This is a genomic window from Streptomyces sp. WP-1 (assembly GCF_030450125.1).
Lineage (GTDB): Bacteria > Actinomycetota > Actinomycetes > Streptomycetales > Streptomycetaceae > Streptomyces > Streptomyces incarnatus.
On sequence record NZ_CP123923.1, the window covers coordinates 6,416,865 to 6,431,317 of the forward strand.

The 14,453-nt window shown below is 72.0% G+C and carries 16 protein-coding genes and 7 tRNA genes; 14 read left to right on the plus strand and 9 right to left on the minus strand.

Going from position 1 to position 14,453, the window contains the following annotated elements; all coding sequences use genetic code 11:
- The first annotated feature begins 30 nt into the window (after positions 1-30).
- Complete coding sequence (locus tag QHG49_RS28450) at positions 31-363, plus strand: zf-TFIIB domain-containing protein (RefSeq protein WP_301491732.1); 333 nt, start codon at positions 31-33, stop codon at positions 361-363.
- 52 nt (positions 364-415) lie between these two features.
- Here QHG49_RS28450 and QHG49_RS28455 read toward each other — a convergent pair.
- From QHG49_RS28455 to QHG49_RS28475, 5 genes are all read right to left on the minus strand, one after another.
- A tRNA-Val gene (locus QHG49_RS28455) sits at positions 416-487 on the minus strand.
- A gap of 29 nt (positions 488-516) precedes the next feature.
- A tRNA-Val gene (locus QHG49_RS28460) sits at positions 517-588 on the minus strand.
- A 51-nt stretch (positions 589-639) separates the two neighbouring features.
- Positions 640-711: transfer RNA gene (locus tag QHG49_RS28465), tRNA-Val, on the minus strand.
- Position 712: 1 nt separating this feature from the next.
- Positions 713-786: transfer RNA gene (locus tag QHG49_RS28470), tRNA-Cys, on the minus strand.
- A gap of 38 nt (positions 787-824) precedes the next feature.
- Positions 825-897: transfer RNA gene (locus QHG49_RS28475), tRNA-Gly, on the minus strand.
- 177 nt (positions 898-1,074) lie between these two features.
- Here QHG49_RS28475 and QHG49_RS28480 point away from each other — a divergent pair.
- From QHG49_RS28480 to QHG49_RS28490, 3 genes are all read left to right on the plus strand, one after another.
- Positions 1,075-2,130, plus strand: a complete 1,056-nt coding sequence (locus QHG49_RS28480; RefSeq protein ID WP_301491733.1) for a chorismate-binding protein — start codon at positions 1,075-1,077, stop codon at positions 2,128-2,130.
- On the plus strand, positions 2,127-2,951 hold the full coding sequence (locus QHG49_RS28485) for an aminotransferase class IV (protein ID WP_145483909.1): 825 nt from the start codon (positions 2,127-2,129) through the stop codon (positions 2,949-2,951). Before QHG49_RS28480 ends, QHG49_RS28485 begins: the two co-directional genes overlap by 4 nt.
- A gap of 265 nt (positions 2,952-3,216) precedes the next feature.
- Entirely contained in the window at positions 3,217-4,044 is an 828-nt protein-coding gene (locus QHG49_RS28490) for a GNAT family N-acetyltransferase (RefSeq protein WP_301491734.1), read from the plus strand.
- Positions 4,045-4,272: 228 nt separating this feature from the next.
- On the opposite strand, the gene QHG49_RS28495 is transcribed toward QHG49_RS28490, so the two are convergent.
- Positions 4,273-4,797, minus strand: a complete 525-nt coding sequence (locus QHG49_RS28495) for a DsbA family protein (RefSeq protein ID WP_301491735.1) — start codon at positions 4,795-4,797, stop codon at positions 4,273-4,275.
- A gap of 296 nt (positions 4,798-5,093) precedes the next feature.
- Here QHG49_RS28495 and QHG49_RS28500 point away from each other — a divergent pair, with 296 nt between their 5' ends.
- Both QHG49_RS28500 and QHG49_RS28505 read left to right on the plus strand, forming a co-directional pair.
- Positions 5,094-5,561, plus strand: a complete 468-nt coding sequence (locus QHG49_RS28500; RefSeq protein WP_301491736.1) for a hypothetical protein — start codon at positions 5,094-5,096, stop codon at positions 5,559-5,561.
- 164 nt (positions 5,562-5,725) lie between these two features.
- Positions 5,726-5,878 carry a hypothetical protein gene (locus QHG49_RS28505; protein ID WP_164932512.1) on the plus strand — a complete coding sequence of 51 codons (153 nt, stop codon included), beginning with the start codon at positions 5,726-5,728 and terminating at the stop codon, positions 5,876-5,878.
- Positions 5,879-5,993: 115 nt separating this feature from the next.
- Here the strand turns inward: QHG49_RS28505 and QHG49_RS28510 are convergent, their stop codons facing one another.
- Together QHG49_RS28510 and QHG49_RS28515 are read right to left on the minus strand one after the other, a co-directional pair.
- A complete protein-coding gene (locus tag QHG49_RS28510) occupies positions 5,994-6,554 on the minus strand; it encodes a CGNR zinc finger domain-containing protein (RefSeq protein WP_159699735.1) in 561 nt (186 codons plus the stop codon).
- A 309-nt stretch (positions 6,555-6,863) separates the two neighbouring features.
- Positions 6,864-7,277, minus strand: a complete 414-nt coding sequence (locus QHG49_RS28515; protein WP_004002642.1) for an SsgA family sporulation/cell division regulator — start codon at positions 7,275-7,277, stop codon at positions 6,864-6,866.
- Positions 7,278-7,467: 190 nt separating this feature from the next.
- On the opposite strand from QHG49_RS28515, the gene QHG49_RS28520 reads away from it, so the two are divergent.
- The 4 genes from QHG49_RS28520 to QHG49_RS28535 all read left to right on the plus strand — a co-directional run bounded on the left by QHG49_RS28520 (position 7,468) and on the right by QHG49_RS28535 (position 8,844).
- Positions 7,468-7,863, plus strand: coding sequence for a TIGR02611 family protein (locus tag QHG49_RS28520; protein ID WP_145483923.1), 396 nt, complete (start codon positions 7,468-7,470; stop codon positions 7,861-7,863).
- Between the two features lie 84 nt (positions 7,864-7,947).
- Positions 7,948-8,019, plus strand: a tRNA-Val gene (locus QHG49_RS28525).
- A 267-nt stretch (positions 8,020-8,286) separates the two neighbouring features.
- Positions 8,287-8,733 (plus strand): SRPBCC family protein, encoded by a 447-nt coding sequence (locus QHG49_RS28530; RefSeq protein WP_301491737.1) that lies wholly within the window; start codon positions 8,287-8,289, stop codon positions 8,731-8,733.
- A 39-nt stretch (positions 8,734-8,772) separates the two neighbouring features.
- Positions 8,773-8,844: transfer RNA gene (locus QHG49_RS28535), tRNA-Val, on the plus strand.
- Between the two features lie 213 nt (positions 8,845-9,057).
- Here the strand turns inward: QHG49_RS28535 and QHG49_RS28540 are convergent.
- Complete coding sequence (locus QHG49_RS28540) at positions 9,058-9,783, minus strand: 3'-5' exonuclease (protein WP_145483928.1); 726 nt, start codon at positions 9,781-9,783, stop codon at positions 9,058-9,060.
- Positions 9,784-9,951: 168 nt separating this feature from the next.
- Here QHG49_RS28540 and QHG49_RS28545 point away from each other — a divergent pair, with 168 nt between their 5' ends.
- The 4 genes from QHG49_RS28545 to QHG49_RS28560 all read left to right on the plus strand — a co-directional run bounded on the left by QHG49_RS28545 (position 9,952) and on the right by QHG49_RS28560 (position 14,449).
- Positions 9,952-10,518, plus strand: a complete 567-nt coding sequence (locus QHG49_RS28545; RefSeq protein WP_037651085.1) for a DUF4365 domain-containing protein — start codon at positions 9,952-9,954, stop codon at positions 10,516-10,518.
- Positions 10,515-11,729: a hypothetical protein gene (locus tag QHG49_RS28550; protein WP_159699732.1), complete on the plus strand. Its 1,215-nt coding sequence runs from the start codon at positions 10,515-10,517 to the stop codon at positions 11,727-11,729. Before QHG49_RS28545 ends, QHG49_RS28550 begins: the two co-directional genes overlap by 4 nt.
- A gap of 113 nt (positions 11,730-11,842) precedes the next feature.
- On the plus strand, positions 11,843-13,819 hold the full coding sequence (gene thrS / locus QHG49_RS28555) for a threonine--tRNA ligase (protein WP_301491738.1): 1,977 nt from the start codon (positions 11,843-11,845) through the stop codon (positions 13,817-13,819).
- A gap of 72 nt (positions 13,820-13,891) precedes the next feature.
- Positions 13,892-14,449, plus strand: a complete 558-nt coding sequence (locus QHG49_RS28560) for an HIT domain-containing protein (protein WP_159699726.1) — start codon at positions 13,892-13,894, stop codon at positions 14,447-14,449.
- Positions 14,450-14,453: the final 4 nt, after the last annotated feature.

The window sequence follows — 14,453 nt, forward strand, 5'->3', positions numbered from 1 at the left end:
AGTACCGACCGGCGAGGAGTTGAGCCGACGATGCAGTGTCCGAAGTGCCACGCACCCATGCAGACGTACAACCGCAGCGGCGTCCAGATCGAGCAGTGCGGCGGGTGCCGCGGCATCTTCCTCGACTACGGCGAGCTGGAGGCGCTGACCCAGGTCGAGTCCCAGTGGTCCAAGCCCGTCCCGCCGGCCCCGCCCGCCGCCCCGGGGGGCTACCCGGCCCCGTCCGCGCCCGCCTGGGGCGCCCCGTACGGCGGCCATGGCGGCGGTCACGGCGGTGGTCACTACGAGCACGGGCACCACGGTCATCACGGCCACCACGATCGCCACCACCGCAGCTTCACGCACATGCTGTTCTCCAGCTGAGGCCCACGGGAAAGCCCCCGGCCGTGGAAACGGCCGGGGGCTTCTCGGTGTGTGGACGATACTGGGATTGAACCAGTGACCTCTTCCGTGTCAGGGAAGCGCTCTCCCGCTGAGCTAATCGTCCGCGGGCAGTGATCCGGGGATCACGGTCAGTGCGCGATACTGGGATTGAACCAGTGACCTCTTCCGTGTCAGGGAAGCGCTCTCCCGCTGAGCTAATCGCGCGGGGTCGGATCTTCGAGAGACCCGGGATCTCCGGACGGACCGGGGATCCAGTGGACGATACTGGGATTGAACCAGTGACCTCTTCCGTGTCAGGGAAGCGCTCTCCCGCTGAGCTAATCGTCCTTGGAGGTGGAGACGGGATTTGAACCCGTGTAGACGGCTTTGCAGGCCGTTGCCTCGCCTCTCGGCCACTCCACCAGGAGTGTAGGGGATCGGGACGACCCCTTCTTCCTTCGAGCGGACGACGAGGCTCGAACTCGCGACCTCAACCTTGGCAAGGTTGCGCTCTACCAACTGAGCTACGTCCGCTTGTCGTTTCGGTCCGCTTCCGCGTCCCGGCGACGTGTTGAACTCTAGCGGATTCCCGGGCCAGTACAAAAACGCGTTTGCGCAGCGTGCTGCGGTGCACCCGGCGGACCCGGTGGCCAGGGGCCCCGCCGGGACATCCCCGGGTCACCTCCGGGACACCCACCTAGACTCGGGCACGTGCTCCACCATGCTCCCGGCCTTCCCCCGCTGGCCCGCTTCGGCGACCGTCTCGCCACCGGCCTCCTCGATGTCACCAGCGATCCCGCCGCCCTGGAGTCCACCGGCTTCTGGGCCGTGTGCGCGGACTTCGAGGGCCGTCTGACCTGCGCGCGCTTCGCGGACGTACGGCCCGCCCCGGTGCCCGCCCCGGCGCCCGGCGCCTGGCACGGCCCCGCGGTGGGGGACTGGACCACCTCCCTGGACCGCGCCGCCTACACCGCGGCCGTCCGCCGCGTCCGCGCCCACATAGCGGCCGGCGAGGTCTACCAGGCCAACCTCTGCCGGGTGCTCAGCGCGCCGATCGCCCCCGACGCCGACGTGGACGCCCTGACCGCCCTGCTGGCCCGCGGCAACCCGGCGCCGTACGCGGGAACGATCCGGCTGCCCGCGCACGGCGTGGAGATCGCCACCGCCTCCCCGGAACTGTTCCTGCGCCGTGCCGGCCGCACCGTGGAGTCAGGCCCCATCAAGGGCACCGGCCGCACCGAGGCGGACCTGCTGGAGAAGGACTACGCCGAGAACGTGATGATCGTGGACCTGGTCCGCAACGACATCGGCCGCGTCTGCGCCACCGGCAGCGTCACCGTCCCCGACCTGTGCGTCGTGGAGAAGCACCCCGGTCTGGTGCACCTCGTCTCCACCGTCCGCGGCGAACTGCGCGCCGGCACCGGCTGGCCCGAACTGCTCGGCGCCGCCTTCCCGCCCGGCTCCGTCACCGGCGCTCCCAAGTCCAGTGCCCTGCGGATCATCGAGGCCCTGGAACCTGTGCCGCGCGGCCCCTACTGCGGCGGCATCGGCTGGGTGGACGCCGACCGTGGCACCGCCGAGCTGGCCGTGGGCATCCGTACCTTCTGGATCGACCGCGCCGAGGGAGTGCTGCGTTTCGGTTCCGGCGCCGGGATCACCTGGGGGTCGGACCCGGACGGGGAATGGCGGGAGACCGAACTGAAGGCGTCCCGGCTGCTCGCGGTAGCGTCGGGGTCGTACGAGGCGAGTGGAGAGGCGTGCGCATGAGGATCTGGCTGGACGGCGGGCTGCGGGACGCGGATGCCGCCCGGGTCTCCGTGTTCGATCACGGGCTGACCGTCGGCGACGGCATCTTCGAGACGGTGAAGGCGGTCGAGGGGCGCACGTTCGCGCTCACCCGGCATCTGGACCGGCTGACCCGCTCGGCCCGGGGCCTCGGGCTGCCCGACCCCGACCACGACGAGATCCGCGAGGCGTGCGCCGCCGTGCTCGCGGCCAACCCGATGCCGCTCGGCCGGCTGCGGATCACCTACACCGGCGGCCACGGCCCGCTCGGCTCCGACCGCGGCGAGCACGGCCCGACCCTGGTGGTCGCCCTCGGCGAGACCGCCCGCCGCCCGGACAGCACGGCCGTGATCACCGTCCCCTGGACCCGCAACGAGCGCGGCGCGCTGACCGGCCTGAAGACCACCTCGTACGCCGAGAACGTCGTCGCCCTCGCCCGCGCCCACGAACGGGGTGCCTCCGAGGCCCTGTTCGCCAACACGGTCGACCAGCTGTGCGAGGGCACCGGCTCGAACGTCTTCGTCGTCCTGAACGGCGAGATCCACACCCCGCCGGTCTCCTCGGGCTGCCTCCCCGGCATCACCCGCGCCCTCGCCGTCGAGTGGACCGGTGCCCAGGAGACCGACCTCCCGCTCGACGTGCTGGACCGCGCCGACGAGATCTTCCTGACCTCCACCCTGCGCGACATCCAGGCGGTGCACCGGGTGGACGACCGCGAACTCGCGGGCGCGCCGGGCCCGGTGACCACCAAGGCGATGCGGATCTTCGAGGAGCGGTCGGGGGAGGATCTCGACCCGCGCTGACGCGGAAACCGGTTCGCCGCCCTCGGGCCGCGCCGCGACGGCGACCGGTTCGCCGCCGGGCCGCACCGCGCCGTCGCGGGCCGCACCGGGGCGGAGACCGGTCGCCGCCCCGGTGCGCACCGCGTCGTCCGGGGGCGCACTCCGCCGCCCGGGCCGTACTCCGCCGCGCCCCGCGCTTCGCCGCCCGGGCCGGCTCCCGGCGAACCGGCTGACCCGGCCGACCCGGCCCGTGCCGTGGGCGGAACGCGTGGGTAGAACTGGTGTGATGACCACGACCCTGCGGCCGGCCGAGCCGCTTCAGCAGCATCCCGACGGCACGCGCTCACGCCGCTACCAGGTGTGCGTGAACAGCCGTCCCGTCGGCGAGATCCGCCTCGGCACCTCGCCGACCCTCGGGGACACGGTGGCCCGCGTCGACGAGCTGCGGATCGCCGAGGGGGACCGCCGCCGCGGCCGGGGGACGGTCGCCGCGCTCGCCGCCGAGGAGGTGGCGCGCGGCTGGGGCTGCCGCCAGATCGAGACCGTCGTACCGGCGGCCTCGGCGGACGGCGCGCTACGGCTGTTCGACGCCCTCGGCTACACCCTGCGCAACCGCGGCATGGAGAAACGCCTCGGCGCCGCCCCGCCCGCGCTGCCGCCGGAGATCGGCGAACGGCCCATGACCGAGGCCGAGTTCACGAAATGGCAGGCCCGCGAGCACGAGCGCTACGCCCGCAACTGGGCCGAGCGGGGCGTCCCCGAGGCCGTCGCCCGCGCCAAGGCCCTCGACGACCAGGCCCGGCTGCTGCCGCACGGCCTCGCGACCGACGGCATGCTCCTCAGCGTCCTGGAGCGCGCGGGAACCCGGGTCGGCACCCTGTGGCTGGCCCTGCGGGCGGACAGGGCGTATGTGTACGACGTCGAGACCGCCGCGGCCGAACGCGGCCGGGGGTACGGCCGTGCCCTGATGCTCCTCGCGGAACGCCAGACGCTTGCGTCCGGCCGCCCGCTCCTCGGCCTCAACGTGTTCGCGGGCAACACCCCGGCGGAGCGGCTGTACGAGTCGCTCGGCTACGAGACGGTGACGTACTCCTTGTCGAAGCCGCTGCTGTAGGCGGGACGGCGCCGAGTGGTGCCGCCCCGCCTCGGAATCCTGGGTGTCCGGCGCCCCGGCGCCCCGGCGCCCCGGCGCCCCGGCGCCCCGGCGCCCCGGCGCCCCGGCGCCCCGGCGCCCCGGCGCCCCGGCGCCCCGGCGCCCGGCCCGGCATCCGGCGCCCGCTCCCGATGCCGCTCGCGGTCTCGATCGTGGGGGCGGGACGACTTCCCGGACTCGGGAAAACCCTCAGCCCTCCTGCTCGCCCAGCAGCCGGTCCGCGATCTCCTCGATCCGGGCGCGCAGCCCCTCCTGGCTCTTGCCGCCGTCCAGCCGCTCGCCGCCGATGACGTACGTCGGGGTGCCGGTCACGCCGATCGCCTTGCCCTCGGCCTGGTCGGCGTCGACGATCAGGATGTGCCGGCCGTCGATCAGCGCGGTGTCGAACTCCTCCGCGTCCAGGCCGAGTTCACGGGCCACCTCGACCAGGAGGGGTTCTCCCGCACTGCCCAGCTCGTCGACCCGCGCCAGGACGGCCTCCACGTACGGCCAGCCGTCGCCCTGCGCCAGCGCCTCCTCGGCGGCCTGCGCGGCGGCGAAGGCGTGCTTGTGCCGCTCCAGCGGGAAGTGCCGCAGCCGCACGTCCAGCCGGTCGCCGTACCGGGCACGCAGGGCGCGCACGTCGTCGAGGGCGGTACGGCAGTCGGGGCACTGGAGTTCGCACCAGACGTCGAGGACGACGGCTTCGGTGCGCGCGGGAGAGGAGTCGCTCATACCCCCCAGTCTTCCAGGCCGGCCACGACCACCCCAATCCGGACCTGAACCGGGCCGGGACCCGCGGCGCCCCCCAGGGGCCCGGCACCGCCACTTCTCCCGCCTCCCCGCCCACCGGCACCCGAGGAGGAGGGGACCCGGAGATCACCCTGATCTGTGACCGGGACCGTGGCCCCGCACGGGTCCGGCGGTGCAGGATGGAAGGGACGAAGCGCACGTCCCCGGCGATGGTGTTGCCGTGGTGCCGCTTCCGCCGAACCCGCCTGCCACCCGACCGAGCCCGCCTGGAGGACCGGATGATCGCCGAGACAGTCTGCTCCGCCGTGTCCGCGGCGGGCCTGGGGATCGCGGTGGTCACGGCCTACCGCAGACGTTTCCTGGCGGCGGCCCGCATCGCGGCCTACTCGCTGGTGCCGGTCGGCCTGGTGATGACCGGCGTCGTGGGCTGGCTCTCGGACACCGCCCTCAGCCCCACCGCCTGGGCCGGCTTCGGCGTGCTGGGCGCGGCCTGGCTGCTGTTCGCCACCACCCGCGCGGTGGAGCGCCGCAGGAGCGGCGCGAGCACGGAACGCGGCGCGGCGGCCGGCACCGGGTCGATACACCCGGGCACCACGGCGCCCGCCTCCTCCACCCCGGCCCTGCGCCAGGGCCGGGGCAACGGACCGGCGCAGGGACAGCCGCAGGGCCGGAACCAGGGCAAGAGCCCGGCGACCGGCGACGACTTCAGCGACATCGAGGCGATCCTCAAGAAACACGGCATATGACAGTCACATAACTCGCCGGTACGTCACAGTGCGTCCGCGGACGTCCGGAATCGTTCACCAGCCGAAGCGAGCCGGAAGCAAGATCATGGGATTCGGCGAACTCCCGCAAGATCGTGCGCCGTGATCGCTCACGGGGTTCCGCGTAGGCCATCATCGGCCGCGAGATGCTGGATACGACACAGAGCGAGGCCGCGCCGCCGAAGGACGAGCCGCGCGGGTGCCTCTTCGCCCTTTCCCAGCCACCGCTGATGATCTTCCTTGCGGTGATCGGGTGTCTGATCCTCATGGCTGCGCTGCACGATCTGCTGTTGCTGTGAGCCGTACACGTCCGTCCCGGCGCCACCCGCCGGGACCGACGTCGCCCGAGGACCAACGCCACCACCACCGTCGACGGAGGCGCCGTTCGGATTCACCCGCTCGGACCGGACCAGGTCAGCCGGTCGCTTCCTTGCGGCGCGCCCGGTACGCGGCCACATGCAGACGGTTGCCGCAGGTACGGCTGTCGCAGTAGCGGCGGGAGCGGTTGCGGGAGAGGTCCACGAAGGCGCGGCGGCAGTCCGGGGCCTCGCAGCGGCGCAGGCGCTCCTCCTCGCCGGCGACGACGAAGAAGGCCAGCGCCATGCCGCAGTCGGCGGCGAGGTGGTCGGCCACGGAGGAACCCGGGGCGTAGTAGTGGACGTGCCAGTCGTAGCCGTCGTGATCGGTCAGCCGCGGGGTGGTGCTCGCCGCCGCGACCAGCTCGTTGATCAACCCGGCGGCGCTCCTGGCGTCCGGGGCCGCGAAGATCGCCGCGAACCGCGCCCGCACCGCCCGCACGGCCGAGAGGTCGGCCGAGGAGACCACGCCGACATCGCTGATCTCGTGGTTCCGTACGAACTCCGCGAGGGCCGGGACGTCGGGCAGCCCCTCCGGCGCCGTCTCGTCCTCCGGCGCGGTGTTCACCAGGTCCACCACGGTGTCGAGGGCGCACCGGGTGTCATGGGTGATCAGCACGTTTCGCTCCCTGGCCTGGGGGTCGGGCAGGCGCCCGCCGATGCTGGCCGATGGTAGCGACAACGCGCCCGCCGCACGGGCCGCATCCGGCCCCAGCCGCCGGTGGGACGCCGCCGGAGCCCCGGGGGCTGCCTGGAAGCCGCCGTACGCCCGCCCCGGGCCGCCACGGCGACACGGGGCCGCGCGCACGGACGGACCGACGCCGTTCCGTGAGCGCTCACGGTGACGGCGCCGGCCCGTGCCGTATGCGGTTGTCCTGGCCCGAGCCGTCTCCCCGAGTGGACGGCGCCGGGCTGCTCAAGGGGCGGGCTAGCTTTCCGCCAGGATGTGGGAGAGCTCCTGGTCCAGATCGAAGTGCCGGTGCTCCGTGCCGGGCGGCACGGCGGCGTCGGTTCGCTTCAGGAAGGACTCGAGGGCCCGTGCGGGCGCCTCGAGCAGGGCCTCCCCCTCAGGGGAGCTGAGGGCGATGCAGACAACGCCCTGACCATGGCTGCGGGACGGCCAGACGCGGACGTCTCCGGTTCCGGTGGGCCGATGCAGCCCCTCGGCGAGGAGGTCGCGGGCGAACACCCACTCGACGGTCTCCTCGGCTCCGGTGTGGAAGGTGGCGTGCACGGCGTAGGGGTCGGCCGTGTCGTACCGCAGGCCTGCGGGGACAGGCAGGGAGGACTCGCTCGACACAACGAGGCGCAGGTGCAGCTCGCAGCTGACCGTGGTGTTCATAAGCGCCAGGGCCTTTCGCTCAGTGTGCGCTCGGGGATTCGCACGTCGGCGAAATCGACATGCCACCTACGGTGCCGTTGTAAACCCCTCTGAGGGTTTTGCGTGCCTTTACGGCACTCTTCCGGCCGAGAACTCGTACCGGATCTACGACCATTCCGGTGATGTGAATCACTCGGGTAGCGTTGTCCCTATGAATACGGGGAGTGACGAACCTGGGCTCGGATCACGCGCGCCCGAATTCATCAAGGCGCGCCGGCTGCTGCACCGCGGCTGGCAGGTCGGCGTCTTCGTGATCGGCCTCGCGGTCGTGATCGCCGGCGTGGCCATGCTCCCGCTGCCCGGACCGGGCTGGGTGGTGATCTTCGCGGGCATGGCGATCTGGGCGACCGAGTTCGTCTGGGCCCAGCTTGTGCTCCGCTGGACCAAACGCAAGGTCACCGAGGCGGCACAGCGTGCCCTGGACCCCCGGGTGCGCCGCCGCAACATCGCGTTGACCGTGACCGGGGCGGTGATCATCGCGGTGCTGGGCGCGATCTACCTGTGGCGGTTCGGGCTCGTGGCGCCCTGGAACGTCAAGGGCCGGTGAGCCGTCCGTACGGCTCCGCGCGCGCACCGGCGGGCCGCTGGTCGAAGGCACCGCCTGACATGGGGTAATGTTCTTCCTGCGCCCGGGCGATTAGCTCAGTGGGAGAGCGCTTCGTTCACACCGAAGAGGTCACTGGTTCGAACCCAGTATCGCCCACCCCGGACCGACGGCCCATCCGCGAAAGAGCGGATGGGCCGTCGTCGTATTCATGAGCCGTGACGAACCGTCACCCGGCGGAAGAAGTTCCGGTCACGCGCAACTGGCCGAAACCATCCGGGTTTTCCGGAAAACCGCGGACTTTCCCGCACGCCGCGCCGGGAACGGGGAATTCCACGTCGCGCCAACACCGGTGAACGGTAAGCAATCTGAGCCCCGCTCGGCGTCCGGCGGGGACGGCCGCCCGGGTGCGGGCAGACTCGGCGCATGGACTGGAACCACTACCGCTTCCACAGCCCCTGGCGCCTGCCCGTGCCACCGGCCGCCGTCTTCGCCGTGCTGGAACGCCCCGAGGACTACCCCCACTGGTGGCCCCAGGTGCGTTCGGTGACCCGGCTCGACGACACCACCGGCATCCTCACCATCCGCTCCGCGCTGCCGTACGCCATGACCTTCACCGCGCACGAGCGGCGCCGCGATCCGGCCGCCGGGATCCTGGAGATCGCCATGAGCGGCGACATCGAGGGCTGGGCCCGCTGGACGGTCACCGCCGCGGGCCCCGGCACGCTCGCCGTCTACGAGCAGGAGGTCGACGTCCGCAAGCCCCTGCTCCGGCGCCTGGCCGTGCCCGGCCGCGCGGTCTTCCGCGCCAACCACCGCCTGATGATGCGCGCCGGACGGCGCGGACTGCGGCGGCGGCTGGAAGCGGTTTGAAGGATCGGCGTCGGGACCTGTATTGTTCAGTGCGTTCCCGGGCGATTAGCTCAGTGGGAGAGCGCTTCGTTCACACCGAAGAGGTCACTGGTTCGAACCCAGTATCGCCCACCGGGAAAGAGCCGGTCCGCACAGCGGACCGGCTCTTCTGCTGTCCGAGGGCATGGACGCAGGGCGCTCCGCACCGGCCGGGTCGTCGTCCGGCCGCTCGTCCGGGTGCCTCGCGCACGGGACGCGGCACGGCCCCCGCGGTGATCACTCGACGCCCACGGTGCCGACGCGCAGGCGAGCCGCAGAGCCGCACTCGTCGAGGCACCGACGCCCCTACGCCGCCGCCGGCATCTCCGGCCGCAGCGGCCACTCCGTGCTGACGGTCTCGTCCGAGCCGTTGCGCGCGAACCAGGACTGGAGGCCGCGGGCCTGGGCGGCATGCCAGTTGGCCTGGAGGGTGTGCAGCTCGGCGGGGGAGAGGCGTTCCAGGCGGGTGGCGAAGCGGCGGCCCAGCGCGCGCACCACCTCCAGCGAGGCCAGCGCGTCCGCCGCCGCGTCGTGCGCACCCTCCAGCTCCACGCCGTAATGCGCGCACAGATCCGTCAGCGTGCGGCGCCCCTTGCGATAGCGGTCCAGATGCTTGTCCAGCACCCGCGGATCCAGCACCCGCAGCGGCACCGACGGGAACCACCGCTCCAGCGACGACGCCCGGTGCCGGCGCAACTCCCGGTCCAGCAGCGTCAGATCGAACGGCGCGTTCATCACCACCAGCGGGCGCCCCCGCGCCGCGTGCTCCGCCAGCTGCTCGGCTATCTCGAACATCACCGGCGCCGGCCAGCGCCCGTTGCGCTGCAGGTGCTCCTCCGTCAGACCGTGCACCGCCGTCGCCCCCGCCGGCACCGGGACCCCCGGGTTCACCAGCCAGCGCGAGACGCGGGGCAGGGTCTCCGGCGCGTCCTGGACGACGACGGCGGCCGACACGATCCGGTCGGTCTCGACGTCCACACCCGTGGTCTCCGTGTCGAAGGCGGCCAGCGGCCCCTCGTACCAGTACGTCATGCCAACCCAACTCCTCGTTCACCCACGGCAGATGACGTCCCGTCTCCTGCCCGTTTGGTGATACCCGGGCCGTTTGCGCCGTACGCCGGGCGGAGACAACAGGAGTACGGGTCTTTGCAGTTCAGCAGCCCGCAGCAAGGAAACTCTTGGCTCGGAAGGCTGTTGGTCATGGCCACTCTGCAGCCCGAGCGCGGTGGGCTGCTGCCCGAGCGCACGGGCACCGTCCGCGGCTCGCTCGCCACCACCGCCTGCATGGAGACACTCCAGGTCGGCTATCTGCACGCCGTCGCCGCCGCGGCGGGCTGCTCGCTGTCCCAGCCCTTCCCGGACAACGGCATCGACTGGCACGTCAGCCACAGCGCGCCCGGCCACACCGTCGACGACGAGGTCACCATCAAGGTCCAGCTGAAGGCCACGTACCAGATACCGCCCCACCCCCCGGGCCGTACCTTCTCCTTCACCCTCGACAACGACCACCTGCGCAAGCTCGCCCGCACACCCGTCTCGGTGCACAAGATCCTCGTCGTGATGCTGGTACCGCGCGCCCAGGACGACTGGCTGCGCGCCGGCCACGACCGGCTCGACCTGAGGCACTGCTGCTACTGGGTCAACCTGGCCGGCCACCCGCTCACCGGCCGGACCCGGACCACCGTGCGGATACCGACCACACGCATCTTCGACGACCGGGCGCTGTGCGAGATCATGACCCGCGTCGGGACGGGAGGCAGACCATGAGGATCCGTCCCCACGAGGAGCCGGTGCCGCCGCGGCCGCACCCCGACCCCCTCCCGTGGCACCGCCCGCCGAACCCCGCCGACGTCGACCCCGCCGTCCTCGCCGCCCTGCTGCGCCGGCACGGCTGGCAGCGCCGCGGCGGGGCCGCCGGACGCTACGGCCGCTGGACCCCGCCCGCGCCGGGCGGCGCCGGCACCAGCCTGCTCGTCCCCGAGAGCCGCGCCTGGCCCGACAGCGACGATCTCCTCGCCGAGGCCCTGGACGCCCTCACCCGCGCCGATACCCCCGCCGCCCGCGAGGTGCTGATCGGCCTCGCCGTACCCAGCGACGAGATCCGCTGGTGGCGCGACATCCCGAGCGGCCCGGCCGGCGCCGCCTCCTGGGGCCACGAGGAGCAACTGCGCGACGCCGGACGCCAGTTGCTGCTCGCCGCCGCCCTCGCCACCCGCGCCCGGGCCGGCTACCACGGCGCCCGCCACCGCCGCGCCGCAACCGCCCTCCTCGACGACGTCCTCGTCGGCCCCGCCGCCGACGACGGCCGGCTGACCGCTTTCGCGCCCGTGGCCGTCGCCCGCCCCCTCGCCGTCCGCCTCCACCAGGCCCTGTACGCCGCCCGCGAGGCCATCGACTACCGGCGCGCCACCGGCGGCATGGACGCCTTCGACGGCGCCGTCGAAGCAGGCGTCAGCCGCGAGCTGACCGAGGCGATCGGCGCGCTGGTGCGGGGCACCGAGGGCGCCGGGGTCGCCGTCGCCTGGGCACCCGCCGCCGGCGTCCCCGAGGGCTGCGCCCCGGGCGCCGAACCCGTCGAGTTCTCCCCGGGCGACCTGCCCGCGCTGCGCGAGGCCGCGGCCCGCTATCTGCACGAGGAACCCTCCGTGCCCGTACGGATCACCGGCGCGGTGGTCCGCCTGCGCCGCTCGGGCCCGTGCGGCGAGGGCACCGTACGGCTGCGCGTCCTCGCGGGCGCCGAGGTGCCGCACGTCCGCGTCACCCTGGACGAGGAGGACTACCGCATCGCGGGCCACGCCCACCTCGTCGGCCTCCCGGTGCGGGTGCACGGCCGGCTGGAGCGGCGCGGCGGCTTCCGCAGGCTCACCGGCGCCTCCGGGGTCGTACCCGTGCAGGTGGACGACGCCGAGCGGGACCGGCTGATGAAGTCCCTCCAGGAGAACCTGGACTTCTTCGAGGAGGCCTGCGGGGAGGCGTGAGCGGCCGGGGACCGACCGTAACCGTTTCGCGGTCGGTGCCCCCGGGTCGGTACGATCGCCTGTGCGCGCGCTCCTGGTATGGCGCCGCACCCACCTTCAGTCAGGAGAGACCGGTGTCAGACGTCCGTGTGATCATCCAACGCGATTCCGAGCGGGAAGAACGCGTGGTGACGACGGGCACTACGGCCGCCGACCTCTTCGCGGGCGAGCGCTCGATCATCGCCGCGCGCGTGGCCGGCGAGCTGAAGGACCTCGCGTACGAACTGTCCGACGGCGACGAGGTCGAGGCCGTCGAGATCACCTCCGAGGACGGCCTGAACATCCTGCGCCACTCCACCGCGCACGTCATGGCGCAGGCCGTGCAGGAGCTGTTCCCCGAGGCCAAGCTGGGCATCGGCCCGCCGGTCAAGGACGGCTTCTACTACGACTTCGACGTCGAGAAGCCGTTCACGCCCGAGGATCTCAAGGCCATCGAGAAGAAGATGCAGGAGATCCAGAAGCGCGGGCAGAAGTTCGCCCGTCGCGTCGTCACCGACGAGGCCGCCCGCGAGGAGCTGGCCGACGAGCCGTACAAGCTGGAGCTGATCGGCCTCAAGGGCGCCGCGTCGCACGACGACGGCGCGGACGTCGAGGTCGGTGCCGGCGAGCTGACGATCTACGACAACCTGGACGCCAAGACCGGCGAGCTGTGCTGGAAGGACCTGTGCCGGGGTCCCCACCTGCCCTCCACCCGCCTCATCCCGGCGTTCAAGCTGATGCGCAACGCGTCGGCGTACTGGCGCGGTAGTGAGAAGAACAAGCAGCTCCAGCGCATCTACGGCACCGCCTGGCCGTCCAAGGACGAGCTGAAGGCGTACCTGGAGTTCCTCGCCGAGGCCGAGAAGCGCGACCACCGCAAGCTCGGCGCCGAGCTGGACCTCTTCTCCGTCCCCGAGCAGATCGGCTCCGGCCTCGCCGTCTTCCACCCCAAGGGCGGCATCATCCGCCGCACCATGGAGGACTACTCGCGGCGCCGCCACGAGGAGGAGGGCTACGAGTTCGTCTACACCCCGCACGCGACGAAGGGGAAGCTCTTCGAGACCTCGGGCCACCTGGACTGGTACGCCGACGGCATGTACCCGCCCATGCAGCTCGACGAGGGCGTGGACTACTACCTCAAGCCCATGAACTGCCCGATGCACAACCTGATCTTCGACGCGCGCGGCCGCTCCTACCGCGAACTGCCGCTGCGCCTCTTCGAGTTCGGGACCGTGTACCGGTACGAGAAGTCGGGTGTCGTGCACGGCCTCACCCGCGCCCGGGGCTTCACGCAGGACGACGCGCACATCTACTGCACCCGTGAGCAGATGTCCGAGGAGCTGGACAGGACGCTCACCTTCGTCCTCGGCCTGCTGCGGGACTACGGTCTGACCGACTTCTACCTGGAGCTGTCCACCAAGGACCCGGAGAAGTTCGTCGGCTCCGACGAGGCGTGGGAGGAGGCGACCGAGACCCTGCGCCAGGTCGCCGAGAAACAGGGCCTGCCCCTGGTCCCGGACCCGGGCGGCGCCGCGTTCTACGGCCCGAAGATCTCGGTCCAGGCGCGTGACGCCATCGGCCGCACCTGGCAGATGTCGACCATCCAGCTCGACTTCAACCTGCCCGAGCGGTTCAACCTGGAGTTCACCGGCTCCGACGGCACCAAGCAGCGCCCGGTCATGATCCACCGCGCGCTGTTCGGCTCCATCGAGCGCTTCTTCGCGGTGCTCCTGGAGCACTACGCGGGCGCGTTCCCGGCGTGGCTGGCTCCGGTGCAGGCGCTCGGCATCCCGATCGGCGACGGCCATGTCGAGTACCTGGAGAAGTTCGCCGCGGCGGCCCGCAAGCAGGGCCTGCGCATCGAGGTGGACTCCTCCTCGGACCGCATGCAGAAGAAGATCCGCAACGCGCAGAAGCAGAAGGTGCCCTTCATGGTCATCGCGGGCGACGAGGACATGTCGAACGGCTCGGTGTCCTTCCGTTACCGCGACGGCTCCCAGGAGAACGGCATCCCGGTCGACGAGGCCATCGCCAAGATCGCCAAGATCGTGGCGGAGCGGGCCCAGGTCTGACCCTGGCCGAGAAGGGCCCCCGGCGGACTCCGGTCCCCGGGGGCCCTGGCCTGTACGGGGGCCTTACGCCATATGCTGCACAGCATGACGAGTGAGCCGGAGCAGCAGATCGGCGTGGGGACGCAGGACGCGTTCCAGCGCCTGTGGACGCCTCATCGGATGGCCTACATCCAGGGCGAGAACAAGCCGAGCGGCCCGGAGGCCGGAGACGGCTGTCCCTTCTGCTCGATCCCGGCCAAGCCGGATGAGGACGGCCTGATCGTCAAGCGCGGCGAGCAGGTGTACGCGGTGCTCAACCTGTACCCGTACAACGGCGGTCACCTCATGGTCGTGCCCTACCGCCATATCGCCGACTACACGGACCTGACCGGGTCGGAGACCGCCGAACTTGCGGAGCTGACCAAACAGGCCATGACGGCGCTGCGCACGGCGTCGGGAGCACACGGCTTCAACATCGGCATGAACCAGGGTGGTGTGGCCGGCGCCGGAATCGCCGCCCATCTGCACCAGCACGTCGTGCCGCGCTGGGGCGGGGACACCAACTTCCTGCCTGTGATCAGCCACACCAAGGTCCTCCCGCAGCTCCTCGCCGACACCCGCAAGATGCTGGCGGACGCCTGGCCCGCGTAGACCG